At 67.4% G+C, this 23,795-nt stretch carries 25 protein-coding genes; 14 read left to right on the top strand and 11 right to left on the bottom strand.

The window, feature by feature from the left end:
* Window positions 1-33: 33 nt before the first annotated feature.
* From dapB to SBI67_RS22660, 3 genes are read left to right on the top strand one after another with little or no spacing between them, the layout of a single operon-like run.
* Window positions 34-768: a 4-hydroxy-tetrahydrodipicolinate reductase gene (gene dapB, locus SBI67_RS22650; RefSeq protein ID WP_318982725.1), complete on the top strand. Its 735-nt coding sequence runs from the start codon at window positions 34-36 to the stop codon at window positions 766-768.
* On the top strand, window positions 768-1,256 hold the full coding sequence (locus SBI67_RS22655; protein WP_266045941.1) for a hypothetical protein: 489 nt from the start codon (window positions 768-770) through the stop codon (window positions 1,254-1,256). The genes dapB and SBI67_RS22655 overlap by 1 nt, the downstream gene beginning before the upstream one ends.
* Window positions 1,253-1,702 carry a flavodoxin family protein gene (locus SBI67_RS22660; protein WP_318982726.1) on the top strand — a complete coding sequence of 150 codons (450 nt, stop codon included), beginning with the start codon at window positions 1,253-1,255 and terminating at the stop codon, window positions 1,700-1,702. Before SBI67_RS22655 ends, SBI67_RS22660 begins: the two co-directional genes overlap by 4 nt.
* 1 nt (window position 1,703) lies before the next feature.
* Here SBI67_RS22660 and SBI67_RS22665 read toward each other — a convergent pair whose 3' ends face one another.
* Both SBI67_RS22665 and SBI67_RS22670 read right to left on the bottom strand, forming a co-directional pair.
* Window positions 1,704-2,885 carry a cytochrome P450 gene (locus SBI67_RS22665; RefSeq protein ID WP_318982727.1) on the bottom strand — a complete coding sequence of 394 codons (1,182 nt, stop codon included), beginning with the start codon at window positions 2,883-2,885 and terminating at the stop codon, window positions 1,704-1,706.
* A gap of 1 nt (window position 2,886) precedes the next feature.
* Window positions 2,887-4,314 carry an ABC1 kinase family protein gene (locus SBI67_RS22670; protein ID WP_318982728.1) on the bottom strand — a complete coding sequence of 476 codons (1,428 nt, stop codon included), beginning with the start codon at window positions 4,312-4,314 and terminating at the stop codon, window positions 2,887-2,889.
* Window positions 4,315-4,417: 103 nt separating this feature from the next.
* Between SBI67_RS22670 and SBI67_RS22675 the strand changes: the two genes are divergently transcribed.
* Together SBI67_RS22675 and SBI67_RS22680 are read left to right on the top strand one after the other, a co-directional pair.
* Entirely contained in the window at window positions 4,418-4,978 is a 561-nt protein-coding gene (locus SBI67_RS22675; RefSeq protein WP_318983026.1) for a TetR/AcrR family transcriptional regulator, read from the top strand.
* 22 nt (window positions 4,979-5,000) lie between these two features.
* Window positions 5,001-5,459, top strand: a complete 459-nt coding sequence (locus SBI67_RS22680) for a hypothetical protein (protein WP_318982729.1) — start codon at window positions 5,001-5,003, stop codon at window positions 5,457-5,459.
* On the opposite strand, the gene SBI67_RS22685 is transcribed toward SBI67_RS22680, so the two are convergent.
* Together SBI67_RS22685 and SBI67_RS22690 are read right to left on the bottom strand one after the other, a co-directional pair.
* Complete coding sequence (locus tag SBI67_RS22685; RefSeq protein ID WP_266045935.1) at window positions 5,453-6,370, bottom strand: HpcH/HpaI aldolase/citrate lyase family protein; 918 nt, start codon at window positions 6,368-6,370, stop codon at window positions 5,453-5,455. The two genes, SBI67_RS22680 and SBI67_RS22685, sit on opposite strands and share 7 nt — an antisense overlap.
* Before the next feature lie 33 nt (window positions 6,371-6,403).
* Window positions 6,404-7,153 (bottom strand): dienelactone hydrolase family protein, encoded by a 750-nt coding sequence (locus tag SBI67_RS22690; RefSeq protein WP_318982730.1) that lies wholly within the window; start codon window positions 7,151-7,153, stop codon window positions 6,404-6,406.
* A 42-nt stretch (window positions 7,154-7,195) separates the two neighbouring features.
* Here SBI67_RS22690 and SBI67_RS22695 point away from each other — a divergent pair, with 42 nt between their 5' ends.
* The 3 genes from SBI67_RS22695 to SBI67_RS22705 are packed head-to-tail and all read left to right on the top strand — an operon-like array spanning window position 7,196 to window position 9,686.
* Window positions 7,196-7,996, top strand: a complete 801-nt coding sequence (locus tag SBI67_RS22695) for a thymidylate synthase (RefSeq protein ID WP_318982731.1) — start codon at window positions 7,196-7,198, stop codon at window positions 7,994-7,996.
* Window positions 7,993-8,454, top strand: a complete 462-nt coding sequence (locus SBI67_RS22700) for a dihydrofolate reductase (RefSeq protein ID WP_318982732.1) — start codon at window positions 7,993-7,995, stop codon at window positions 8,452-8,454. The genes SBI67_RS22695 and SBI67_RS22700 overlap by 4 nt, the downstream gene beginning before the upstream one ends.
* Window positions 8,455-8,489: 35 nt before the next feature.
* Complete coding sequence (locus SBI67_RS22705) at window positions 8,490-9,686, top strand: winged helix-turn-helix domain-containing protein (protein WP_318982733.1); 1,197 nt, start codon at window positions 8,490-8,492, stop codon at window positions 9,684-9,686.
* A 56-nt stretch (window positions 9,687-9,742) separates the two neighbouring features.
* On the opposite strand, the gene SBI67_RS22710 is transcribed toward SBI67_RS22705, so the two are convergent.
* Window positions 9,743-11,143 carry an APC family permease gene (locus tag SBI67_RS22710; protein WP_318982734.1) on the bottom strand — a complete coding sequence of 467 codons (1,401 nt, stop codon included), beginning with the start codon at window positions 11,141-11,143 and terminating at the stop codon, window positions 9,743-9,745.
* A gap of 26 nt (window positions 11,144-11,169) precedes the next feature.
* Entirely contained in the window at window positions 11,170-12,087 is a 918-nt protein-coding gene (locus tag SBI67_RS22715; protein ID WP_318982735.1) for a proline iminopeptidase-family hydrolase, read from the bottom strand.
* 101 nt (window positions 12,088-12,188) lie between these two features.
* On the opposite strand from SBI67_RS22715, the gene SBI67_RS22720 reads away from it, so the two are divergent.
* The 3 genes from SBI67_RS22720 (at window position 12,189) to SBI67_RS22730 (ending at window position 15,307) form a co-directional block, all read left to right on the top strand.
* The gene (locus SBI67_RS22720) at window positions 12,189-12,956 is read left to right on the top strand and encodes a FadR/GntR family transcriptional regulator (RefSeq protein ID WP_318982736.1); all 768 of its coding nucleotides are present in this window, start codon (window positions 12,189-12,191) and stop codon (window positions 12,954-12,956) included.
* Window positions 12,957-12,988: 32 nt separating this feature from the next.
* Window positions 12,989-13,339, top strand: a complete 351-nt coding sequence (locus SBI67_RS22725) for a hypothetical protein (RefSeq protein ID WP_318982737.1) — start codon at window positions 12,989-12,991, stop codon at window positions 13,337-13,339.
* A 381-nt stretch (window positions 13,340-13,720) separates the two neighbouring features.
* Entirely contained in the window at window positions 13,721-15,307 is a 1,587-nt protein-coding gene (locus SBI67_RS22730; RefSeq protein WP_318982738.1) for an HNH endonuclease signature motif containing protein, read from the top strand.
* Window positions 15,308-15,321: 14 nt separating this feature from the next.
* Here SBI67_RS22730 and SBI67_RS22735 read toward each other — a convergent pair whose 3' ends face one another.
* Window positions 15,322-15,900: a deaminase gene (locus tag SBI67_RS22735; RefSeq protein WP_318982739.1), complete on the bottom strand. Its 579-nt coding sequence runs from the start codon at window positions 15,898-15,900 to the stop codon at window positions 15,322-15,324.
* Between the two features lie 136 nt (window positions 15,901-16,036).
* On the opposite strand from SBI67_RS22735, the gene dapA reads away from it, so the two are divergent.
* Together dapA and SBI67_RS22745 are read left to right on the top strand one after the other, a co-directional pair.
* Window positions 16,037-16,882: a 4-hydroxy-tetrahydrodipicolinate synthase gene (gene dapA / locus SBI67_RS22740; protein ID WP_318983027.1), complete on the top strand. Its 846-nt coding sequence runs from the start codon at window positions 16,037-16,039 to the stop codon at window positions 16,880-16,882.
* Window positions 16,882-18,558: a ribonuclease J gene (locus SBI67_RS22745; RefSeq protein ID WP_318982740.1), complete on the top strand. Its 1,677-nt coding sequence runs from the start codon at window positions 16,882-16,884 to the stop codon at window positions 18,556-18,558. Before dapA ends, SBI67_RS22745 begins: the two co-directional genes overlap by 1 nt.
* On the opposite strand, the gene SBI67_RS22750 is transcribed toward SBI67_RS22745, so the two are convergent.
* The 3 genes from SBI67_RS22750 to SBI67_RS22760 are packed head-to-tail and all read right to left on the bottom strand — an operon-like array spanning window position 18,555 to window position 20,589.
* On the bottom strand, window positions 18,555-19,436 hold the full coding sequence (locus SBI67_RS22750; protein WP_318982741.1) for an SAM-dependent methyltransferase: 882 nt from the start codon (window positions 19,434-19,436) through the stop codon (window positions 18,555-18,557). The two genes, SBI67_RS22745 and SBI67_RS22750, sit on opposite strands and share 4 nt — an antisense overlap.
* Window positions 19,437-19,451: 15 nt before the next feature.
* Entirely contained in the window at window positions 19,452-20,270 is an 819-nt protein-coding gene (locus tag SBI67_RS22755; protein ID WP_318982742.1) for a mycofactocin-coupled SDR family oxidoreductase, read from the bottom strand.
* A gap of 7 nt (window positions 20,271-20,277) precedes the next feature.
* The gene (locus SBI67_RS22760; RefSeq protein ID WP_318982743.1) at window positions 20,278-20,589 is read right to left on the bottom strand and encodes a putative quinol monooxygenase; all 312 of its coding nucleotides are present in this window, start codon (window positions 20,587-20,589) and stop codon (window positions 20,278-20,280) included.
* 148 nt (window positions 20,590-20,737) lie between these two features.
* Here SBI67_RS22760 and SBI67_RS22765 point away from each other — a divergent pair, with 148 nt between their 5' ends.
* Window positions 20,738-23,314, top strand: a complete 2,577-nt coding sequence (locus tag SBI67_RS22765; RefSeq protein ID WP_318982744.1) for an FtsK/SpoIIIE family DNA translocase — start codon at window positions 20,738-20,740, stop codon at window positions 23,312-23,314.
* On the opposite strand, the gene SBI67_RS22770 is transcribed toward SBI67_RS22765, so the two are convergent.
* Window positions 23,311-23,793 carry an amino-acid N-acetyltransferase gene (locus SBI67_RS22770; RefSeq protein ID WP_318983028.1) on the bottom strand — a complete coding sequence of 161 codons (483 nt, stop codon included), beginning with the start codon at window positions 23,791-23,793 and terminating at the stop codon, window positions 23,311-23,313. The genes SBI67_RS22765 and SBI67_RS22770 overlap by 4 nt on opposite strands.
* Window positions 23,794-23,795: the final 2 nt, after the last annotated feature.

Consider the following 23,795-nt stretch of genomic DNA (forward strand, 5'->3'; position numbering starts at 1 on the left):
TCCACGGTACGGGCATCGCAGTAGGCTGCCCCCATGCGAGTGGGAGTACTGGGCGCCAAGGGCAAGGTCGGCGCCACCATGGTGGCCGCGGTCCAGGCCGCCGACGATCTGGAGCTATCGGCCGAGGTCGACGCCGGCGACGACCTCACCACGTTGACCGCCAGCAACACCGAGGTGGTCATCGACTTCACCCACCCCGATGTGGTGATGGACAATCTGAAGTTTTTGATCGACAACGGAATCCACGCCGTCGTCGGTACCACCGGCTTCACCGACGAGCGTATCGCCCAGGTGCGCGCCTGGCTGGACGCCACACCCGGCGTCTCGGTGCTCATCGCCCCTAACTTCGCCATCGGCGCCGTGCTCACCATGCACTTCGCCAAACAGGCCGCACGGCACTTCGAGTCCGTCGAGGTCATCGAACTGCACCACCCGCACAAGGCCGACGCGCCGTCCGGCACCGCCGCGCGCACCGCCAAGCTCATCGCCGAGGCTCGGAAAGGCTTGCCGCCCAACCCTGATGCCACCAGTACCGGACTTGCCGGGGCCCGTGGTGCCGATGTCGACGGCATCCCGGTGCACTCGATCCGGCTGGCCGGATTGGTCGCCCACCAAGAGGTGCTGTTCGGCACCACCGGTGAGACGCTGACCATCCGGCACGACAGCCTTGACCGCACGTCGTTCGTGCCGGGCGTGCTGCTCGGGGTCCGCAAGGTGGCGCAGCATCCCGGCTTGACCATCGGCATCGAACCGCTCCTCGACCTCTGATGGCCGGCCCGGACGGCCAGGCCGGTGCGCGCAGCCTGCGCATCCAGCTGCTGATCGGCTTCATGTGTGTCGCGATGGTCGTCTACTTCGTGATGCTCGGCCGGATCGCGTTCGCCTTCTTGGCGTCGGGGGAGTGGGCGGCCGTCGGGCTGGGCATTGCGCTGTTGTTGCTACCGATCGTCGGCGTGTGGGCCATGGTGAGCACACTGCGGGCGGGCTTCGCGCATCAGCGGCTGGCCCGGCTGGCCCGCGACAGCGGGATGGAACTCGACGTCAGTGCGCTGCCGCGGATGCCGTCCGGGCGCATCGACCGCGATGCCGCCGACGAATTGTTCGCCACCGTGCGCGACGAACTCGATGCCGATCGGGACAACTGGGTGCGCTGGTACCGGTTGGCGCGTGCCTACGACTACGCCGGTGACCGCAGCCGGGCCCGTGAGACCATGCGGACAGCGGTCGAGATGGAGCGAGCGGCGCACCGCGGATGAGACTGCTCGTCGTGCACCACACGCCCTCGCCGCACTGCCAGGAGATGTTCGAGGCGGTGCTGTCCGGGGCGACCGACCCGGATATCGAGGGGGTCGAGGTGGTGCGCCGCCCCGCCCTGACGGTGTCGGCGGTGGACATGCTCGCCGCCGACGGCTACCTGCTCGGCAGTCCGGTGAACCTGGGTTATGTCAGTGGGGCGCTCAAGCACGCCTTCGACGAGTCGTACTACCAGATACTGGATTCCACCCGCGGCCGGCCGTTCGGCTTGTGGTTGCACGGCAACGAGGGCACCGAAGGCGCCGAACGCGCCGTCACCGGCATCACCGCGGGGCTGGGCTGGGTGAAAGCGGCGGAGTACGTCGTGGTCTCGGGTAAGCCCGGCAAGGCGGAGCTGGAGGCGTGCTGGAATCTCGGGGCGACGGTCGCCGCGGCGCTGATGGTCTGAATCAGCCGCCGAACATCATGGGTACGGTCAGTGGGCCGCGGATGGCCGGTGTGTCGCGCCAGCTCACCGCGCCGGTCAACTCGGGCCGGCGGGACAGGATCCTGGGCAGGGCGATGGACAACTCGAGCTGGGCCAGCGCCGCGCCCAGGCAGTAGTGGGCGCCGTACCCGAACGACAGCGGCGCGGACCCGTTGCGGCCCAGGCGGAACCGGCCGGGCTCGTCGAACACCGCGGGGTCACGATTGGCCGCGGCGACCGCCACCAGGACGCTCTGTCCTGCCTCGATGGTGACTCCCTCGAGGTGGTGCGTGGTGGTGGCGGTGCGCACGGTGGACTGCACCGGCGCGTCCAGCCGGATCAATTCGGTGACCAGTGCCGGGTCGTCCAGATCGATGCGGTCGGCGATCCGGGTGCCGTCGGCATCCGGGGTGAGCAGGGTGAGCATGGCCGCGCCGAGCAGATTCGCGGTGGTCTCGTGACCGGCGACGGCGATCAGGATGGCGGTCGTCACCACCTCGTCGAGCGACAGTGCCGGATCCCCGGCGATGAAGCTGAACAGGTCATCGCCGGGATGTGCCCGCCGGTCGGCCGCGATGGGCAGGAACTCCGCCATCAGCGTGGCCGAAGCGGCGGTCCCCGCGGCCATCTCGTCCGGATCGGCCAACGTGCCGAGCATCCGGATGATGACGGGGGACACCTCGCGCAGCAGGTGCGCGGTATCGGTGCCGAGGTCCAGCCAGGCGCTGACGACGGCGATCGGCAGGGGCAGCGCGATCTCGGCCATGAAGTCGAATTCGGTTGCCGCCGGCGGATCCCCGATCAGGCTGTCGGCGATCGAGTGCACCCCCGTGCCGAGGTCGGCGACGAAACCGCGGGTGAAGACGTCGCGGACCGATCCGCGCAACCGCCGGTGGACGTCACCGTCGGCGAAAAGCATCGAGGACCGCGCGAACTCGCGGCCGATGGCGTCCGAGGAGGTCTGCGCCAGTGCGTTGGCGAACGGGTCGCTGGTCCAGCCGGTTCCGCCGAGAACCTGGCGGGCCGCGTCATACCCCAGCACCAGCCAGGCCTGGGCGGTGTCATCCCACACCACAGTGCCGTGCCGGCGCCGGCTCTCGTAGAACGGGTACGGGTCGGCGGCGTCCCAGGGCAGCCGGGCGGAACGAATGTCAGCGCTGGTCACCTCAGCGTTGATCATGGTGATCCAATCCGAACGGCAGGCCGCGCTCCCGGACCCAGGCGATGTGCCGGCGGCCCAGATCACTGGTGGGTTCGGCCAAGCCGTCCATGTCGTCGACGGAGTCGCGGGCGTTGAACGTGGCGTGCAGCGTCGTGAAGATCGCGTTCATCGACAGGTTGAGCCGGGAGAAGAAGACGAAATCCGGCGGCACCGACATCCGCCGCAGCGGATGGTCGGAGGCGCGGACGTCGACCAGGTACTCGATGGCCCGCGCGGAGGCCTGCTCGGTGTAGGTGGCCGGCTGCGGGCCGATCAGTTCGTGGATGACCCCGGCATACCAGGCGTACGCGTCATCGGCGGTCAAAGTGGAATTCTGGGCGAAGAAACCACTTTCGACCATCAAGGCGCGTAATTCGTCCTTGCGGCCGGTGATCGCCGCCTGCAGCATCGTGACGATCATCCGGCGGGTGCGTTCGGTGAGAACCTTGACGCAGCCGAAGTCGAGGAAGCCGACCGTGCCGTCGGTGCCGAACCGGTAGTTGCCGGGGTGCGGATCGGCGTGGAACAGGTTGGCGTGCCGATAGGAACCGGTGCTGAACCGGCTGATCACCTCGGCCCAGGTGTTCTTCAGGTCCTGCGCCGCATCTTGTGCTGCGGCCCAATCCAATCCGTCCAGGTAGGTCATGGTCAGCACGCGGTCGCCCGAGGCCTCGGCGATGACCTCGGGCACGCGGATGAACGGGTGGCCGCGGTACAGCTCGGCGAATGCCGTGATGTGGGCGGCTTCCTGGCGGTAGTCGAGTTCTTCGGAGATACGTGTCGAGATCTCGGCGGCGGCCGCACCGATATCGGGCAGCGCTGCACCCAGCGTGCCGGCGGCGCCCGCGGCGAACCGGAACACCGTGGAGAGCAGTTCGGTGTTGGACAGATCGTCGCGAATCGCTCGCGCCACACCGGGATACTGGATCTTCACCGCGACCCGACGGCCGTCGTGCAGGACCGCGCGATGCACCTGCCCGATGGAGGCCGCCGCCACGGATCGACTGTCGAACTCGGCGAACACCTCACCGGCGGGGCATCCGAGTTCGGTTTCCAAAACCCGTTGGGCCAGTGCGGGATCCATCGGCGGGGCGTCGGCCTGCAATCGCGTCAGGGCCTTCTGGTACGGCGAGAGCTCGCCGGCGCCGATGGCTGCGGCGTCCACCATCGACATCAACTGCCCGGCCTTCATCAGGACGCCCTTGGAGTGGCCGAGCAACTCGACGTACCGCTGTGCGGTGCGTTCGTGGAAACGTTCGACGGCGCCGGTGTCGCCCGCCTTCTCCCGCAACGTCGCCACCACGCGTCCGCCCGCGGCGCGTGCGGTGAATCCGGCCACCGGCATCGTGCGGCGCACCCGTCCGCGCGGGACCGTGTCATCGCTGCCCGACATCGGCCCTCCTCGGGTTATAGTGATGTCCTACCGAATATATGTACTCACTTATGGACGGTCAAGGGTGCAGGTATCGACGAAGGAACGACTGGTCAACGAGGCCATGCGGCTGTTCGGCGCGCAGGGCTACCGGGCCACCAGCATCAATCAGATCGAGAAGGCCGCGGGTCTGGTGCCCGGGTGCGGGGCGCTGTACAACCACTTCAAATCCAAGGAAGCGCTGCTGGCCGCGGGGATCGACCGGCAGTTGGACCGCCGCCGCGCCATGCGCGATATCAGCGCCTTGTTCGCCGGGCAGGGGGAGCTGCGCACCGAGTTGACGCTGCTGTGCCGTTACCTGCTCAGCGTGCTGGACCGGGAGGCGGAGTTCCTCCGGGTCGCGGCGCGCACCCCGGCCACCGAATCGGCACGCGTCCAGGACGCCTACGCCACCCTGGTCGACGGTCTGTCGACCGAACTCACCGACTGGATCACCGCGTGCGCACCGACTCTCGGTGTGGCCGACGCCCGCCGCATCGCCACGTTCGGGGTCAACGCTCTGCTGGGCAAGCGCATGAGCCGAATCGTGTTCGACGCGCCCGCCGTGGACACCCCCGATGAGGACTATGTCGGCGAGTGGACCACGATGCTGGCCGACCGGATCGAGTCCCTGCGTCGTAACTGACCTCGGAGGTAGGCTCCCCGCTATGCCAGGGATCGCCGAACTCGCACTGGGAGCCGCACCGATCGCCGGCGGCGCGCTGCTGGGGATTGCTGCAGGCACCTTCAGAGGGCCCGATGTCCGCGCTTCGATCAAGGCGGATATGGAACTGCTGGAAAAACTTCCGCCCGAGCAGCACGAGCGGCGTGCCGCCTTGCAGAAGTCCATCGACACCCGCATCGACGATATCGTCGCCGCCGTCGACAAGAACCGCGAGATCCGCGCGCTGGCAGCGTCCTACACCGGCAACTGGCGCGATATCGTCGTGTTCGTCTGCGCCGTCCTGTTCACCATCGTGTGGTGGAACGTCAGCCATAGCCGCACCAACTGGCTGATGATGTTCATCGTGCTGATCCTGCTGTCGATCCTGGCCGCGGTCTACGCGGCGCGCGGGATCATCCGGGCGGCGGCCAGCTACATGCACAGCCGCCGGCAAACTCAGTAGTGGAAGGTGTCCGACGGCGCAGGCACGTGATCCGGATCGTCACCGAAGTCGGATTCGTGGATACCGTAGGCCTTCGCCAAGTCCAGGATCTTGTTGGCGCGCGCAATACGTGGTAGATCCGAGCCGTTGCGGATCTCCCCGCCGTCGCGCTGGAACTCCGCGAAAAACTCGCGGGCCCAACTGATTTCCTCCTGTGAGGGAGACAAACCCTCGTTGACGGTCGGACACTGCTCGGGGGTGAGGCAGATCTTGCCGGTCATCCCGAATTCCGCCGACACCGCGGTCGCCTCGCTGAGCTTGCGGGCACTGGACCCGACCGTCGGTCCGTCGATGGCGCTGGGCAGCTGCGCGGCCTTGGCGGCGATGGTGAACCGGGACCGGGCGTAGGCCAACGTGGCCGGGTTGTCACCGAATCCGGTGTCGCGGCGGAAGTCCCCGATGCCGAAGGCCAGCCGGAAGGTGCCCTTGGCCGACGCGATCTCGGTGATGCGTTCCAGCCCGCGGGCCGTCTCCACCAGGGCGACGATCGGCACGTCCGGCAGCCGGCGGGCCGTCTCGGTGACGTGGTCGACGCCCTCGACCATGGCGAGCATCACCCCGCCCACCCCGGTGTTGCTCAGCATCTCCAGATCGTCGGCCCACCACGGGGTGCCGAACCCGTTGATCCGGACCCAGTCGGTGTTGCCCTCGGCCAGCCAGCGCACCACGTTCTCGCGCGCCGCCACCTTGTCCTTCGGCGCGACCGCGTCCTCGATATCGAGGATCACGACATCGGCGCGCGACCGGGCGGCCGGTGCAAAGCGGTCGTACTGGGCGCCGTTGACCAGCAGCCAGCTACGTGCGAGTACCGGGTCGATGCGAAATCCGGGCTCGCTGGGATCGGGTTCGAAGGTGCTGGGCTGGTCGTACACGCCGTCAATCGTCGCTTACCGGCTCGGCCGGGCTCAGGCCGGGGCCAATGCAGCCCCGAACACCCGCTCGGTGGCCTCCCAATGCCGCTGGGCGGCGGCCTCGTCGTACACCGTGCGATGGTCGGGCACCGCGAAACCGTGCGCGGCGGGATAGAACTCGATGGTGTGCTCGACGGCAGCGCCGGACAGCGCGTCCTCCAGCCGCTTACCGTCCTCCTCGGTGAAGGAGGCGTCGTTCTCGGCGGCGGCCACGTACACCACCGCGCGGATCTTGTCCGCGAGCAGATGCGGGCTGTCCGGATCGTCGGCGACCGCCAGCCGGCCGCCGTGGAAGGACAGCGCCGCGGCCACCCGGTCGGGCAGCCGGGTGGCGACGATCAGCGAGGCGCGCCCTCCCATGCAGTACCCGGTGGTGCCGAATGCCGTGCCGGTGACATCGGGGCGCGCCTCCAGGTAGTCGAAGAACGCCTCGGCGTCGGCGGCCAGGACCTCGGGGGTGAGCGTGCCCATCAGCTCGAAGAGTTGCTTGCGCTTGTCCTGGTCGCCGAACACGGTGTTGAGGTCGATCGGCCCCCAACCCGGGTTGCGGTAGTAGACGTCGGGCACCAGCACGACATACCCGAACCCGGCCAGCGTGGTCGCCATCTGCTCCATGGTGGGCCGCAGGCCGCCGGCGTCGGGGAAGAGGACTACGCCTGGCCACGGGCCCTGACCTTCCGGGGTCGCTACGGCGACGGTCGCGGTGCCGTCTGCGGTGGTTATGGTGTCGTGGGTGATCGGCATGGGGTCCGTTCTACTCCTGCGTCCCAGACGTAAGCTATGAGCGTGCCTATCGCGACCCCCTATGAGGATCTGTTGCGTCTGGTGCTGGAACACGGCACCCCGAAAGCCGACCGCACCGGCACCGGCACGCGCAGCCTGTTCGGGCACCAGATGCGTTATGACCTCACCGCCGGCTTTCCCCTGATCACTACCAAGAAGGTGCACACCAAGTCGATCGTCTACGAGCTGCTGTGGTTCCTGCGCGGTGACTCCAACGTGCGCTGGCTGCAGGACCACGGTGTCACGATCTGGGACGAATGGGCTTCCGAGACAGGGGATCTGGGCCCGGTGTACGGCGTGCAGTGGCGGTCCTGGCCCACCCCCTCCGGGGAGCACATCGACCAGATCAGCGCGTCTCTGGAGCTGCTCAAGCGAGACCCGGATTCGCGCCGCAACATCGTGTCGGCCTGGAACGTCGGCGAGATCCCGCAGATGGCGCTGCCACCGTGTCATGCGTTCTTCCAGTTCTACGTGGCCGACGGCCAGCTGAGCTGCCAGCTGTACCAGCGCAGCGCCGACCTGTTCCTCGGGGTTCCGTTCAACATCGCGAGCTACGCCCTGCTGACCCACATGATGGCCGCCCAAGCCGGCCTGGGCGTGGGGGAGTTCGTCTGGACCGGCGGGGACTGCCACATCTACGACAACCATGTCGAGCAGGTCACCCTGCAGCTTTCGCGTGACCCCCGACCGTATCCAGAACTCGTTCTGGCCCAGCGTGATTCGATCTTCGACTACACCTACGACGATATCGAGATCAAGAACTACGATCCGCACCCGGGAATCAAGGCGCCCGTCGCCGTATGACGATCAGTTTGATCTGGGCGCAGTCGACCTCCGGGGTGATCGGGCTGGACAACGGCATCCCCTGGCGGCTGCCCGAGGACCAGGCCCGGTTCAAGGAGCTGACCCTGGGCCAGACCGTGATCATGGGCCGGCTCACCTGGGAGTCGCTGCCGGCCAGGGTGCGCCCGCTGCCCGGCCGGCGCAACGTGGTGGTCACCCGCGATCCGGCGTACCAGGCCGAGGGCGCCGAGGTGGTGGGTGAGCTGCCCGCCGACCTGGACGGCTGGGTGATCGGCGGTGCCCAGCTGTACGGGCTGGCGCTGCCGTTGGCCGACCGCTGCGAGGTCACCGAGATCGACGTGGACGTCGACGGTGATGCCTTCGCGCCCACCCTCGACGATTCCTGGTCGGTGACCCGTGGGGACTGGCTGACCGGCGGCTCGGGGCTGCGCTACCGGTTCTGCTCGTACCACCGCTGAGCGCCGTTGTCGGTGCCATGCGCAACGATGGCCGGGTGCCCTCTCTGACCGTCGCTCAGGCCCGCCGCATCGCCGTCGCCGCGCAGGGTTTCCACGACACCCGTCCGGCCGGCGCGGTGACACGCGCGCACCTCAAGCGGCTGATCTCCCGGATCCAGGTGTTGCAGTTGGACTCGGTGTCGGTCGCGGTGCGCGCGCACTACGCACCGGTGTTCAGCCGGCTCGGCGGCTATGACCGCGATGTGCTGGACCGGGCGGCCTGGAGTCACAGCGCTCGGGCGCCGCGCCTGCTGGTCGAGTACTGGGCGCACGAGGCGGCGCTGATGGCCGTCGAGGACTGGCCGTTGCTGCGCTGGCGGATGCGGGAGTACACCCACGGCCGGTGGGGCACCGAGATCGTCCGCAAGAACCCGCAGTTGGTCGAGGACGTCATCGCTACCGTCGACGTGCTGGGACCGTCCACCGCGGGTCAGATCGAGGCGTATCTGGAATCCGAACCACGCGGACGCAAGGGCCCTTGGTGGGATCGCAGCGACACGAAATGGGTGGCCGAGGCGCTGTTCGCGTCGGGCCGGCTCACCACGGCCACCCGGGTCGGCTTCGCGCGGCACTACGACCTGACCGAGAAGGTGCTGCCACCGGACGTGCTGGCCCGCGAGGTCGACGACGAGCAGGCGCTGCGTGAACTGATCCTGCGCGCTGCCGGGGCGCTCGGGGTGGCGACCGAGCCCGACCTGCGCGACTACTTCCGGCTGAATCCCAAGCAGAGCAAGCCCACGGTGGCGGCGCTGGTCGACGAGGGCTTGCTGGAACCCGTCGAAATCGACGGGACGCCCGCGTATCTGCGGGCCGGGGTGCGGATCCCGCGTCTGGACCGCGGCACCGCGCTGCTCTGCCCGTTCGACCCGCTGATCTTCTTCCGTCCCCGGGTGGAGCGGCTGTTCAATTTCCGCTACCGCATCGAGATCTATGTGCCCGCGCCCAAACGTCAATTCGGTTACTACGTATGGCCATTCCTGCTCGACGGTGAGCTGGTCGGCCGGGTCGACCTCAAACGCACCGATGAGGCCCTGCATGTCGTCGGTGCGTTCGCCGAAGACGGCCAGGACAGGTCCCGGGTGGCCGGCGCCCTGGCGTCGGAGTTGCAGTCGATGGCCACGTGGCTGGGCGTCGGCGCGGTGACGGTCGGCGACCGGGGGGATCTGGTGGGCGAGTTGCGGCGCCGGGTGTAGGCACTCGAGCGCGGAAAGCGATATCGCCGGCGATATCGCTTTCCGCGGTCGAACTCCTAGCCGGTGACCGGCTGCGCCGGATCCACCTGCCGGCGGCCTCGTATCACGTTGGCGCCGAAGACGATTGCGCCGATCGCCAACCACACCAGGCCGCCGATCTTGGCCAGTGGGTCGGCGTTGAACAGCACGTACCCGATGATCAGCAGACCCACCAGCGGAACCACCCCGTGCAACAGGTAGTTCTTCGACTTCTTGCGCACCAGGTAGTACCAGGCCACCGAGATGTGCAGCAGGCAGAACCCGAACAGGGCGCCGAAGTTCACCAGGGACGAGATCAACCCGATCTGACCGACGAAGAACAGCACCAGCACCAGGCTGAGCGCGCTCACCACCAGGATGGCCGCGAACGGGACCTTGCGGGAGCTGATGTTGGAGAGGAATCCCGGCAGCTGACGGTCTCGGCTCATCGAGAACAGCAGCCGGCTGGTGGCGGCCTGGGCTGCCATCGCGTTCGCGAAACCGACCGCGAGCACGTTGACCACGAAGAAGGCGTTCATCCAGCCGGTGTTGGAGGCCGCCTGCACCAGCAGGAAAAAGGCGTTACCGACCTCGTCGTCGCTGAACGACGCGCGGCCGCCGGCGAGCAGGCTGGCCAGCCAGGTCTGGGTGATGAACAATCCGGCGACCACGAACAGGGCGATGATCATGGCTCGCCCCGCCGGGTTCTTCTTGCCGGTCGACTCCTCGGCCAGCGTGGAGATGCCGTCGAAACCGAGGAAGCTCAAGACCGCGATCGACAGGGCGGCCGCGATCAGCGGCGCGCTGATGGCCTCGGAATTCCAGATCGGGGTGGTGCTCCACCCGACGTTCGGCAGCGACTGGCCGCTTATGGCGCGGACCGCGATGACGACGAACACCACCAGGAACACGAGCTCGAGCGCCAGGAAGATGCGGTTCACGATCTTCAGCGAGCCCACGCCCAACAGATTGATCGCGGTGTTCACGATGACGAAGACAATCGCCCACAGCCAGCGTGGTGTTCCGGGGAACAGGCCGATCATCGATTCGGCCGCGAACACATAGAGCAGGGTGGGAATCAGCAGGTAGTCCAGCAGAATGGCCCAGCCGGCGAAGAAGCCCAGCCCGGGGTGGATGCCGCGGCCCACATAGGCGAACACCGAGCCGGCCAGCGGGAACGATTTAGCCATCTGTGCGTACGCCAGCGCGGTGAACACCATGGCGATCAGCCCGATGAGGTAGACCAGCGGCACCATGCCGGCCGCACTGTTGTAGACGGTGCCGAAGATCGTCCACGGCGCGATGGGCACCATGAAGACGAGGCCGTATACGACCAGGTCCAGGGTCGAGATGGACCGGTTGAGTTCCTGTTTGTAGCCGAATGATTCGAGACTTCGCTGCCCCTCACCGGTGGTGAGGTGGGTGGAGGTGGTGGCCATGGGTGTCCTGTCAGGTGGTGGTGGGGTCAGACCCGGGCGGCGGCGGCCAGATCGTGGGAACCGAGAAAATCGGCGATGACCGCACGGAACTCGGCGGGCTTCTCCAGATGCGTGCAGTGACTGGTGTCGGGGAAGACGTGACTGCGGACGTCGGCGATGTTGTCGACATAGGGTTGCCATGTCGCGGGCGTGGCCTCGTCGAACTCGCCGGCGACGACGAGCACCGGTGCGATGATTGCCGGCAATCGCTCGATCACCGTCCAGTCGCGCAGGGTGCCGATGACGTGAAACTCGTTGGGCCCGTTCATGGTGTGGTACACGGTCGGTTCGGCCTCCATCTGTGCCTCGCTGTCGGCGAAGTCCTTGGGCATCGGCTCGACTCGGCACACGTGGCGGCGGTAGAACTCGGCGGTCGCGGCAAGGTATTCCGGGTCGGTGACGGTGCCGTCGGCCTCGTGCCGGACCAGGGCCGCCTGGGTGGCAGCGGGCAGTTGCGCTCGCAGCTCGGCCGCTCCCTCGACCCACAGTTGCATCGACGCGGGGGAGTTGCAGATGGACAGCGATGCCAGTCCGTCGGGGCGGCGCACCGCGATTTCGGCGCCGAGCATGCCGCCCCAGGACTGTCCCAGGACGTGATAGCGGTCGATGTCCAGCGCGGTGCGGACGGTGTGGAACTCCTCGACGAACAGGTCTGGGGTCCAGAACTCCGCCGGTGCGTCCGGCAGATGAGTGCTGTTGCCGCAGCCGATCTGGTCGTAGTGGATGACGGTGCGACCGGTCTCGTCGGCCAGCTCGGCGATATTGGCCACGTAGTTGTGCGCCATCCCGGGTCCGCCGTGCAGGACGAACAGGGGCAGCGCCTCGGGGCGCTCGGATTCCGGCTTGGTGATCTGGACCCAGGTCTGATGATCGCGGAACGGGATGGTCTGCGTCGTGCGTGGCATGAAGGCAGCATGAGCCGGAAAAGGTCTCACTGCAAGACCATTAATCGAGTTTTAACAATCGGCGTCGATACTGTGGTCGCGTGAGGGAGAGGGGTAGGGGTATGACACAGCCGATCGGGACCGGTGCGCCGGGCTTGCTCGACCGCGAACTCGAACCCAACACGAGGGTCGACGAGATCACCGACCGGCTGGTCACCGCCATCGCCATCGGCGAATATCTGCCCGGCGCGCGGCTGCCGGCCGAGCGTGAACTCGCCGCCGCCCTGCGGGTCGGCCGGATGACGGTCCGTGCGGCGCTGGCCCGGCTGGTCGAACGCGGCCTGGTGGAGACGCGGCGCGGTCGCGGCGGTGGGTCCTACGTGCTGCAGCAGTGGCCGGACTCGTCCACCGAGACGGTCGGCAGGACGCTGACCATGCGAGCGGCCGAACTGCGCGACCGGTGCGATGCCATCTGCCGGATGCACGGCGCGGTGTGCCGGGCCGCGGCCGAATCTCGCACACCTGCCGACATCACGCGGCTGCGGTCCGCCCTCGAGGATTACCGCCAAGCCGAAAGCGGGCTCGCCGCGCAGCAGGCAGACAGTGCGCTACACCTGGCCATCATGGACACCACGCACAACGCGGTGCTCAAACAGGTGCTGCTCGATTTGGAGGCGTCGGTCAGTATCGCTGCCCCAGCGCATCTGTGGGGCGAGCCGGCGACGATGCGGCAGATGGAGCTACGCGCCCTCGATGAACACGTGGCCCTCATCGACGCCATCGCCGACGGCCGCGCCGACGTGGCCGACGCGTTGGCTCGTGCGCACGTCGCGATCGACTTCGAGCACATCGCGGCCGCCATGCGACGGGCAGGTGTGCTGGCGGATTAAAGTCATACTGAGCGAAGGCAGGAATCGTCCGTATGGCAGCCCGTGAGCGAATCCTTGTTCGTGGTTTGGTGGATTGGGTCGCGCTAGACCGCGTCCATTGGGAAGTGCTGCAAGACAATGACAATAATAAGGAAGAGTCTGTCACGGTCGTTCAACGAAAAACGTTGGACTTGATTCGTTCTCTGGTCAACGACGGTTTGGTGGAGGTTGGCGACCTCTCAGGAGACAATGGTCGGTTTGTGGCGTGGCGCAGTTCAATCGATGAATCCATCGCCAGAATCAGCGATGCATACGTCGCGAATTTCGATGACCTCAATTCTTGGCCGTGGGTCTGCTGGCTCGACTTGACCGAGGATGGAGCGACCGTCGCGCGGGATGCATGAGCGATCACAGTCTCCGGGTTGACGGGAGCTCCGTGACACGCAGGCTGATAACGCTATGAATTTGTCTTGTAGGAAATCGCTCCGGTGAATTATGTCGTCGCGGAGATCGGTTTCGCACCCGCGCCGACGTGTGGGCATTGTTGAACAGACAGTCCAGGCGGCGGAATTGCCAGCAAATGTCCGGTAAATTGAATGGGCGCAGGCTCGCTGTGAATCGGACAGTTGTATCCGTCGCACCTCCATCTCACCCGTTATGTGGTTTGTCATCACCTTCCCGCGTTGCTGGCTGACCGCCGACGCCAGTCCTGAGCTCACATGCTCGACTCGACGGAATGTCGTTGTTGTACGTGAATTCCGGGTTTGCATCGATCGCATCGAAAGGTGGGCGGCGATGATCTGGCGCCTGGCCAGCAGTTCGGGGTGTGCCGGTGGCATCTCGATTTCGTGCGCGACGTGTCACACCCGAGTGGCATAATCGAACATGTGTTCGACGTCAATCCAGCTCAGCTGAGTGATGACGCGTTGATCTCTGCGTTGACGGCGGCGACGCAGGCTGAGGCGCGGGCGGCGGCGTGGCGGTTGGTCTTGGTGGGTGAGGTGACCGCGCGGCAGTGTGATGGCGAGGATGACGAGTTCGCTCATCAGGTGATCGATGGGTGGGCGTGGGCGAAGGCCCAGGTGGGTGCGGCGTGCAATCTGAGTCCGCATGCGGCGTCCAAGCAGATGGGGATTGCGGTGGCGTTGCGGGAGCGGTTGCCGCGTACGGCGGCGCTGTTCGCGGCTGGGGTGGTGTCGGCGGTGGTGGTCGATGCGATCACCTGGCGTACCCGGTTGGTGCAGGACGCGGATGCGTTGGCGTTGATCGATGCTGCGATCGCGGGGGAGGCCGCGGGGTACGGGTCGCGGTCGGAGACGGGTTTGGTGGCGGCGGTCGATGTGTGGGTGGAGAAGTTCGATCCCGCGGCGGTGCTGCGCTCGGCGGTGGCGGCGAAGGACACGTATGTGGAGTTCGACGACAAGGACGACGCGAATGGTGTGGCGTCGTTTTGGGGTCGGTTGCGTGTGACCGATAAGCAGGCGTTGCAGCGGCGTCTGGATGGTTTGGCGGCGTCGGTGTGTGCCCGTGATCCGCGGACGGTGCGTCAGCGTCGCGCTGATGCGTTGGCCACGTTGGGGGTGGTGGGTCCGCAGCTGGAGCGGTTGGCGTGTTTGTGCGGGGATCCGGAGTGTCGCGGCAGTGGGAAGGATCCGCGGGCGGCGGCGGTGACCATTCATGTGGTGGTCGACCACGTCCCGGCTGCAGAGCAGTTGGGGGAGGTCGACACGGCTGCGTCGAGCCCAGCCGAAGTGCGCCCGCCGGCCGCGCCGGCGCCGGCCGGCCCGGGGGTGCTGTTCGACGGCACGGTGGTCCCGGCGGGGATGGTGGCTGATTTGGTGAGTTCCGGGGCGCGGGTGAAACCGGTGGCCGAGATCGCCGATCTGGGTGCAGAGCCGCGCCATGATCCCTCGGAGAAGTTGACCGCGGCGGTGCGGGCGCGGCATCTGAGGTGCACGTTCCCCGGCTGTGGCCGGGCCGCCGACACATGCGATGTGGACCATGTGGTTGCGTGGCCGGCGGGGGCGACGCATCCGGGCAATTTGCAGCCGTTGTGCCGTGAACATCATCTGCTCAAGACGTTCTGCGGGTGGACCCCGCAGCTGGCGTCGGACGGGACGGTCACCTGGACTGCGCCGACCGGGCACACCTACACCAAGGGTGTCGGCGCGTCGATCCTGGGCGGCGCGGTGGTGCGTACGGAGGTCCCGCCGGCGCGGCCGGTCACCCGGCTCGCTGACGACGCCGATCGGGGGCGGATGATGCCGAGGCGGTCACGCACCCGAGCGCAAGAGTGCGCGCACCGGATCAAAGCCGAACGCGCCCGCAACACAGCAGAACTCGCCGACAGCGGCAGTGACCCGCCCTTCTGACCGGTCCGGTCCGCTCAGCTCAGCGGAATATCGTTGCCGCCCTTGGACTCCTGGTACTGCACCGACAGCACCGCGTACCGGTCGGCGATGAGCTGGCGCTTGGCCAGCAGCTCGGTGCGCAATGGCTCATCCTCGTCGTCGATCAGATCCGGGATCGAGTATGCCGTCCAGAACGCATTGGAGCGCCGGTAGCCGCCGGGCTCCAGGCCGAACACTTCTTTGAGGATCTTCAGGTCGTGCGGGATGGCGAACTCGTCGCGGGAATCCTCGTGACTGAAGAAGTAGTAGAAGTTGTCGAAACCCGCCCAGGTGATCGCCGACATGCACATGGTGCACGGCTCGTGGGTCGACAGGAACAGCAGGTCACTGGTCGGCGGATGCCCCGACAGCTCGTAGAACTGCTTGAGCGTGTGCACCTCACCGTGCCACAGGGGATTGACCGTCTCGGCGTTCGTACCGGCCACCACGACGGACAGATCTGCTTTGTGCAGGATCGCCGCACCGAACACCTTGTTCCCGGCGGCGACACCCCGTTCGGTGAGCGGCAGGACATCGGCGTCGATGACGGACAGCAGCCGCCCCACAAGTGTCATGGCCGACCCTAACGTCCGATGCGGCACCCCGCAGCTCGCCCGCGCTACTGAACCGCGAGATCGAACGGGTAATCTTGCCCGCGTGACCACCACCGGAATCGACGTCAGCGCACGCCTGGGCACCGTGCTGACTGCCATGGTGACGCCGTTCGGCCCGGACGGCTCGCTCGATCTGGGTGGTGCGAAGAAGGTAGCCAAGCATCTCGTCGACGCCGGGTGTGACGGCCTGGTGATCTCCGGCACCACCGGTGAGTCGCCGACCACCACCGATGACGAGAAGATCGCGCTGCTGGAGGCCGTGCTGGACGAGGTCGGGGATCGGGCACGGATCATCGCCGGCGCCGGCACCTACGACACCGCGCACAGCGTGCACCTGGCCAAGGCCAGCGCCGCGGCCGGTGCGCACGGCCTGCTGGTCGTCACCCCCTACTACTCGCGCCCCACCCAGCGTGGGCTGGTGGCCCATTTCACCGCCGTCGCCGATGCCACCGACCTGCCGGTCGTGCTCTACGACATCCCGCCGCGCTCGGTGATCCCCATCGAATGGGACACCATCCGCACCCTGGCGGCGCACCCGAACATCGTCGCGGTCAAGGACGCCAAGGGCGACCTGCACGGTGGCGGCCAGATCATCGCCGACACCGGCATCGCCTACTACTCCGGCGACGACGCGCTGAACCTGCCGTGGCTGGCGATGGGCGCCGTTGGATTCATCAGTGTCTGGGGCCATCTGGCCGCCGCGCAGCTGCGAGAGATGTTGTCGGCCTTCAACTCCGGCGATATCGCCACCGCGCGAAAGATCAATGCCGGACTCGGCCCGCTGGGTGCCGCGCAGTCCAGGTTGGGCGGGGTGACCATGTCCAAGGAAGGGCTGCGCCTGCTGGGAATCGACGCCGGTGACCCGCGTCTGCCGCAGGTGCCCGCCGACTCCGCCGAGATCGAGCAGCTGGCCGCCGACCTGCGCGCCGCCGGCGTCTTGTGATGACGGCTCACCTCGCTGCGCCGGGCCCGCTGGCCCCTGGCGCGCTGCGGGTTACCGCGCTCGGCGGGATCAGCGAAATCGGTCGCAACATGACCGTTTTCGAGCACCTGGGCCGGCTGCTGATCATCGATTGCGGCGTGCTGTTCCCCGGTCACGACGAGCCGGGTGTCGACCTGATCCTGCCCGACCTGCGGCATATCGAACACCGCCTCGACGATATCGAGGCCCTGGTGCTCACCCATGCGCACGAGGACCACATCGGCGCCATCCCGCACCTGCTCAAGCTGCGCGCCGACATCCCCGTGGTGGGTTCGCGGTTCACGTTGGCGCTGGTAGCCGAGAAGTGTCGCGAGCACCGCATCAAGCCGAAGTTCGTGCACGTCGCCGAGGGTCAGCGCAGTACCCACGGGGTGTTCGAATGCCAGTACTTCGCGGTGAATCACTCGATCCCGGATGCCCTGGCAATCGCCGTGCACACCGGTGCGGGCACCGTGTTGCACACCGGCGATATCAAGCTGGACCAACTCCCACCGGACGGGCGGCCCACCGATCTGCCCGGCATGTCGCGGCTCGGCGACGCCGGTGTCGACCTGTTCCTCTGTGACTCGACCAATTCCGAGCACCCCGGCGTGAGTCCGTCCGAGAGTGAGGTCGGTCCGACCCTGCACCGGCTGATCCGGGGCGCCGAAGGCCGGGTGATCGTGGCGTGCTTCGCCTCCAACGTCGACCGGGTGCAGCAGATTATCGACGCCGCGGTGGCGTTGGGGCGCAAGGTGTCCTTCGTCGGCCGGTCCATGGTCCGCAACATGGGCATCGCCAGGGAACTCGGCTTTTTGCGGGTCAACGACGACGACGTGCTCGATATCGCCGCGGCGGAGATGATGCCCGCCGACCGGGTGGTGCTGATCACCACCGGCACGCAGGGCGAGCCGATGGCGGCGCTGTCGCGGATGTCGCGCGGCGAGCATCGCAGCATCACGTTGACCGACGGGGACCTCATCATCCTGTCCTCCTCGCTGATCCCAGGCAACGAGGAGGCGGTGTTCGGCGTCATCGACGAACTCTCCAAGATCGGCGCCCGCGTCGTCACCAACGCTCAAGCGCGCGTGCATGTTTCGGGTCATGCCTACGCCGGTGAACTGCTGTTCCTGTACAACGGGGTGCGGCCGCGCAATGTCATGCCGGTACACGGCACCTGGCGGCACCTGCGCGCCAACGCCGCCCTGGCCGTGCGTACCGGGGTGCCGCCGGAGAACATCATGCTCGCCGAGAATGGGGTGAGCGTCGACCTGGTCAACGGTGTCGCATCCATCGCGGGTGCGGTGCCGGTCGGCAAGATGTTCGTCGACGGGCTGATCACCGGTGATGTCGGCGAATCGACACTCGGGGAACGGCTCACGCTGTCTTCGGGTTTCGTCGCCGTCACCGTCGTGGTCCGACGGGGCACCGGCAAGCCGGCCGGGCCCGCGCATCTGCACTCGCGGGGCTTCTCCGAAGATCCCAAGGCGCTGGAACCGGTCGCCCTCAAGGTGGAGTCTGAGTTGGAACGCCTTGCCGCAGAACAGGTCACCGATACCGCCCGGATTGCTCAGGCGGTGCGGCGCACCGTGGGCAAGTGGGTGGGGGAGACCTACCGGCGACAGCCGATGATCGTGCCGACGGTCATCGAGATCTAGTCACGCACGCGCTCGGCCACCGCGGACCACTCGATGGGGGAGGCGGCCAGGTTGCGCCCGGTGGGCCGGATGTAGGTGTCGCGGTAATAACTCGGGCCCGCCTGCTCCAGCAGTCGCCATCCGTACCCGGTCAGCATCTCCTCGACGCGTTCGGGGACGAAACCCGACTTCCACACCTGCCGGCGCTGACGGAACCTGCGGTACAGCGATCGCGAGTCATACAGGTTGGTGCCGTCGATGAAATCCTGGCGCACGTAGGTGAAGATCAGCCGACTGCCGGGCGCGGCGGCGCGCAACTGCAGGAAGGTGGCGTGCAGTGCGGCGGGGGTGAGGTACTGGGTGACACCCTCCCAGATGAACAGGGTGCGGCCGCTGTCGCGGAAACCGTTGTCGGCCAATGTGGTCATCACATCATCGCGCTCGAAGTCCACGCTCACCAGCCGCACCGACGGCGGCACCGCACCCAGGACGCGCTGTACCGTCGCGGTTTTGCGGTCGATATTGATCTGCTGGTCCACCTCGTAGACCGGCAGATCGCTGTACCGGGCGATCCGGTAGGGCCGGGTGTCCAACCCGGACCCGAGGATGACGATGGCATCGAACTCGGTGACGGGATCGGAAACCCGTTCGTCGATATAGCGTTTTCGGCACACGATGCCCGTCCACATGCCCGGCGCCGAGCGGTCCGAGGCGGCCAGCAGCGCGCGACGCAGCGGCCCGAGACCGGCGAGACGCACGAGAGCGCGCAACCGGCCAGGCAGGAACGAGGCGGCCAGGTCGTCGTCGACCAGGCGGCGCTGTGGCGGTTCGTGATGCTCGAGGGCCGACAGCACCATCGGTCCGAAAGCCGTCTGCGCCTCCGGATTGGCTGCCCCCATCGGTCCCCCTCGCGCCTAGCGTTTGTTCACGAACCCCGCATCCACCGGCAACGCCACCCCGGTGACATACCGCGCCGCGTCGGACACCAACCAGTACACCGCATTCGCGATGTCTTCGGGTTCCAGGGTCTGCACCGGCAACGCATTGGTCATATCCGGGCCGCGGAACTCCTGCTGTGCAATACCCTCCAGCCAGGACCGGGTGAAGTCGTTGTCGATCATCGGCGTGTTCACCCCGGCGGGGTGCACCGAATTCACCCGGATGTTGAACTGCGCCAAGAAGTTGGCGTACACCCGCATCAGGCCCACGATGCCGTGCTTGGCGGCGGCGTAGCCCACCGCCCCGGCGATCGGCGAGCCCAGACCCACTAGCCCGGCCACCGAGCTGGTCAGCACCATCGCCCCGCCGTTGCCGAACTTGATCATCGGCTTCATCGCGACGTCGACGGTGTGGTAGACGCCGGTGAGGTTCACGTCGAGCACGTCCTGCCACGCGTGCTCGTCGGCCATCGGCGCGATGCCCGCGTTGGCGACGACGATATCGAGCCGGTCGCCGAGGGCCTCGGTACCCGCGCGCAGCGCCGTCTTGAGCGATTCCCGGTCCCGGACGTCGGCCGGCACGGCGACGATGCGCCGTCCGGTCTCCTCGACCAGCTTCACCGTGGCCGCCAAATCGTCGGGGGTGGCCAGCGGGTACGGCACCGATGCAATCTGCTCGCACAGGTCGACGGCGATGATGTCGGCACCCTCGGTCGCCAGTTTCACCGCGTGCGCGCGGCCCTGGCCACGCGCCGCACCCGTGATGAAGGCGACCTTGCCGGTCAGAGATCCCATGCGGGCGCTACCGCAGCTTGCCCTTGGCCGGGTCGCCGGCGACCACCGGGGCCAGCATCTTGATATCCGGCGCCCCGGCGAGGTGTTCGCCGATGGTGGCGAACAGGGTCCCGATCGCCGGTGCGGTGCCGTGCGTCGTGAGCGCTTCCTGATCGGCCCACTGCTCGACGAAGACAAAGGTGCCATCGGCCTCGTGCAGCGAGTACAGCTCGCACCCCGGCTCGGCGTGCACCGCCTCGATGGCGGTCGTGCAGGCATCGCGGACCAGGTCGACGGACTCGGGTTTGGCGGTCAGCGTGGCGACGACGACAACGGGCATGGGTGACTGACTCCTCGGTGAAGGTGACCGGACAGGTGTCTAGCGTACCGAGCATTGGTGGCGCAGGTCACGGCCCGTCGATTGCAACCTATCTGTGACCTGTGTGGCTGATGGTAAGGATGGGGCTCTTGCGACTAGGCTTGGACCTATGGCCAACAAGACCGCAGCCAGGTCCACGACCCGTTCGACCAGGTCAAAGGCCGGTTCGGCGAGCTCCGCCCGCGGCCGCGCCAAGCCTGCGCGGCCCGCCGCGGCGCGCAGAAAGCCGGCCAAGCCCGCCCCGCGACGGACGTCGTCGCCCCTGGCCGGCGCCGGAGCCGCCGTCGGCCGTGGCACCCGCGCCGGGTGGATGATGCTGGCCAAGGGGGCCGGTTCCACCGCCCGCTCGGTCGGGCGCGCTCGCGAACTGGAGCCAGGACACCGCCGGGACGGCATCGCCCTGGCATTACTCGGTGCCGCCGTGATCGTGGCGGCCAGCTCCTGGTTCGACGCGGCCCGCCCCGTCGGGGGCTGGGTGGACGTCGCCGTTCGCACGGTGATCGGCGCAGCAGTGGTGTTGGTGCCGCTGATCCTCGGTGTGGTCGCCGTGGTGCTGATGCGCACCGAACCCGACCCGGACGTCCGGCCCCGGCTGATCCTCGGATCGGCGATGATCGCGCTGCCCGTGTTGGGCCTCTGGCATATCTGGTCGGGCGCCCCGCAGGATCCCGAAGCGCGCCGCCAGGCCGCCGGGTTCGTCGGCTTCGCCATCGGCGGGCCGCTATCCGACGGCCTCACCGTGTGGATCGCCACGCCGCTGCTGGTGATCGGGGTGCTGTTCGGGCTGTTGCTGGTGACCGGTACGACCATCCGCGAACTGCCGGACACCTTGCGCGACATGTTCCAGACCAGGGCTTACGACGATTACGACGAAGACGACGAGTACTACGACGACGATGACGCGGCCGCACCGGCCGACGATTTCTCCGATGGCTACTACGACGATCCTGCCGGCTACGGCGACGGGGACGTGCAGACCTGGCCCACCGCCGAGCTGTCCCGCCCTGCCGGCACACCGATGGACAACTACCCGCTGCCCGAGCCGATCGAGGCAGAGGCCGAGACGCTCCCCGAGCCGCGTGCCATCGAAGCGCCGAAACCGGCCCGCAAGAAGCCGGAAGCGCCGAAGAAGAAGCCGGACGACACGCTCGTTCTCGACCGCGTCGTCGAGGGCCCGTATGTGCTGCCCTCGATGGACCTGTTGGTCGCCGGTGAGCCGCCGAAGAAGCTCACCGTGGCCAACCAACACATGACCGATGCGATCACCTCGGTGCTGCAGCAGTTCAAGGTCGACGCCGCCGTCACCGGCTGCACCCGCGGCCCGACCGTCACCCGGTACGAGGTCGAACTCGGCCCGGGGGTGAAGGTCGAGAAGATCACCGCGCTGCACCGCAACATCGCCTACGCGGTGGCCACCGAGAGCGTCCGCATGCTGGCCCCGATCCCGGGCAAGTCGGCCGTGGGCATCGAGGTGCCCAACACCGACCGCGAAATGGTGCGCCTGGCCGACGTCCTGACCGCGCCCAGTACCCGCCGGGACCACCACCCGCTGGTGATCGGCCTCGGCAAGGACATCGAAGGCGACTTCATCTCGTGCAACCTCGCCAAGATGCCGCACCTGCTGGTCGCCGGCTCGACCGGCTCGGGTAAGTCCAGCTTCGTCAACTCCATGCTGGTGTCGCTGCTCGCGCGGGCCACCCCGGAAGAGGTCAGGATGATCCTGATCGACCCGAAGATGGTGGAGCTCACCCCGTACGAGGGCATCCCGCACCTGATCACGCCGATCATCACCGAACCGAAAAAGGCCGCCGCGGCGCTGGCCTGGCTGGTCGAGGAGATGGAACAGCGCTACCAGGACATGCAGGCGTCCCGGGTGCGGCATATCGACGTCTTCAACGAGAAGGTCCGGTCCGGGGAGATCAGCGCGCCCCTGGGCAGCGAACGGGTCTACAAGCCCTACCCCTACATCCTGGCGATCGTGGACGAGCTCGCCGACCTGATGATGACCGCGCCGCGTGATGTCGAAGAGGCCATCGTGCGGATCACCCAGAAGGCCCGCGCCGCCGGGATCCACCTGGTGCTGGCCACCCAGCGCCCGTCCGTCGACGTCGTCACCGGCCTGATCAAGACCAACGTGCCGTCGCGGCTGGCGTTCGCCACCTCGTCGCTGACCGACTCGCGCGTCATCCTGGATCAGCCGGGTGCGGAGAAGCTGATCGGTATGGGTGACGGCCTGTTCCTGCCGATGGGCGCGAACAAGCCCACCCGCATGCAGGGTGCGTTCATCACCGACGAGGAGATCCACGCCGTCGTCGAGGCCACCAAGTCCCAGGCCGAGCCCGAGTTCGTCGAGGGCGTCACCAAGGCCAAGCCCGCCGGTGGCGACCGCGGCGATGTCGACCCCGACATCGGCGACGATATGGACGTCTTCCTGCAGGCCGTCGAACTGGTGGTGTCCTCGCAGTTCGGCTCCACCTCGATGCTGCAGCGCAAACTGCGGGTGGGCTTCGCCAAGGCCGGCCGGTTGATGGACCTGATGGAGACCCGCAACATCGTCGGGCCGTCCGAGGGCTCCAAGGCGCGCGAGGTGCTGGTCAAGCCCGACGAGCTGGCGGGCACGCTGGCGCTGATCCGCGGGGGCTCGGACGCCAACGGCGGCAGCGACGAGGACGAGCCGGACTTCTAGAGGGTGAGCAGCATCCTGGTGTTGCCCAGGATGTTCGGCTTCACGTAGGACAGGTCGAGGAACTCCGCGACGCCGGTGTCATACGAGCGGCACATCTCCTCGTACACCTCGGCGGTCACCGGGGTGCCCTCGATCTCGGCGAACCCGTGCCGGCCGAAGAAGTCGGTCTCGAACGTCAGCACGAAGATGCGCTGCAGGTGTAACTCGCGCGCCACATCCAGCAGTTGGGCCACCACCCGGTGCCCGACGCCCTTGCCGCGCACCTTGGGATGCACGGCCACCGTGCGTACCTCGCCGAGATCGGCCCACAGCACGTGCAGGGCGCCGCAGCCCACGATCTCGCCGTCGAGCTCGCCCACCCAGAACTCCTGGACCGCCTCGTACAGGTTGACCAGGTTCTTCTCCAGCAGGATCTTGCCCGCATAGATGTCCACGAGCGCCTTGATGGCGGGTACATCCGAGGTGCGGGCCCTGCGCACAA

This window comes from Mycolicibacterium chengduense (genome assembly GCF_033741155.1).
Classification (GTDB): Bacteria; Actinomycetota; Actinomycetes; order Mycobacteriales; family Mycobacteriaceae; genus Mycobacterium.

Coding starts and splice junctions, on each gene's coding strand:
- SBI67_RS22715 (WP_318982735.1), bottom strand. CDS start 12,087: ATGCCACGCACGACGCAGACCATCCCGTTCCGCGATCATCAGACCTGG.
- SBI67_RS22680 (WP_318982729.1), top strand. CDS start 5,001: ATGCCAGGGATCGCCGAACTCGCACTGGGAGCCGCACCGATCGCCGGC.
- dapB (WP_318982725.1), top strand. CDS start 34: ATGCGAGTGGGAGTACTGGGCGCCAAGGGCAAGGTCGGCGCCACCATG.
- SBI67_RS22725 (WP_318982737.1), top strand. CDS start 12,989: ATGGCAGCCCGTGAGCGAATCCTTGTTCGTGGTTTGGTGGATTGGGTC.
- SBI67_RS22700 (WP_318982732.1), top strand. CDS start 7,993: ATGACGATCAGTTTGATCTGGGCGCAGTCGACCTCCGGGGTGATCGGG.
- SBI67_RS22660 (WP_318982726.1), top strand. CDS start 1,253: ATGAGACTGCTCGTCGTGCACCACACGCCCTCGCCGCACTGCCAGGAG.
- SBI67_RS22655 (WP_266045941.1), top strand. CDS start 768: ATGGCCGGCCCGGACGGCCAGGCCGGTGCGCGCAGCCTGCGCATCCAG.
- SBI67_RS22710 (WP_318982734.1), bottom strand. CDS start 11,143: ATGGCCACCACCTCCACCCACCTCACCACCGGTGAGGGGCAGCGAAGT.
- SBI67_RS22735 (WP_318982739.1), bottom strand. CDS start 15,900: ATGACACTTGTGGGGCGGCTGCTGTCCGTCATCGACGCCGATGTCCTG.
- SBI67_RS22755 (WP_318982742.1), bottom strand. CDS start 20,270: ATGGGATCTCTGACCGGCAAGGTCGCCTTCATCACGGGTGCGGCGCGT.
- SBI67_RS22690 (WP_318982730.1), bottom strand. CDS start 7,153: ATGCCGATCACCCACGACACCATAACCACCGCAGACGGCACCGCGACC.
- SBI67_RS22720 (WP_318982736.1), top strand. CDS start 12,189: ATGACACAGCCGATCGGGACCGGTGCGCCGGGCTTGCTCGACCGCGAA.
- SBI67_RS22750 (WP_318982741.1), bottom strand. CDS start 19,436: ATGGGGGCAGCCAATCCGGAGGCGCAGACGGCTTTCGGACCGATGGTG.
- SBI67_RS22675 (WP_318983026.1), top strand. CDS start 4,418: ATGCGGCTGTTCGGCGCGCAGGGCTACCGGGCCACCAGCATCAATCAG.
- dapA (WP_318983027.1), top strand. CDS start 16,037: ATGGTGACGCCGTTCGGCCCGGACGGCTCGCTCGATCTGGGTGGTGCG.
- SBI67_RS22765 (WP_318982744.1), top strand. CDS start 20,738: ATGGCCAACAAGACCGCAGCCAGGTCCACGACCCGTTCGACCAGGTCA.
- SBI67_RS22670 (WP_318982728.1), bottom strand. CDS start 4,314: ATGTCGGGCAGCGATGACACGGTCCCGCGCGGACGGGTGCGCCGCACG.
- SBI67_RS22760 (WP_318982743.1), bottom strand. CDS start 20,589: ATGCCCGTTGTCGTCGTCGCCACGCTGACCGCCAAACCCGAGTCCGTC.
- SBI67_RS22745 (WP_318982740.1), top strand. CDS start 16,882: ATGACGGCTCACCTCGCTGCGCCGGGCCCGCTGGCCCCTGGCGCGCTG.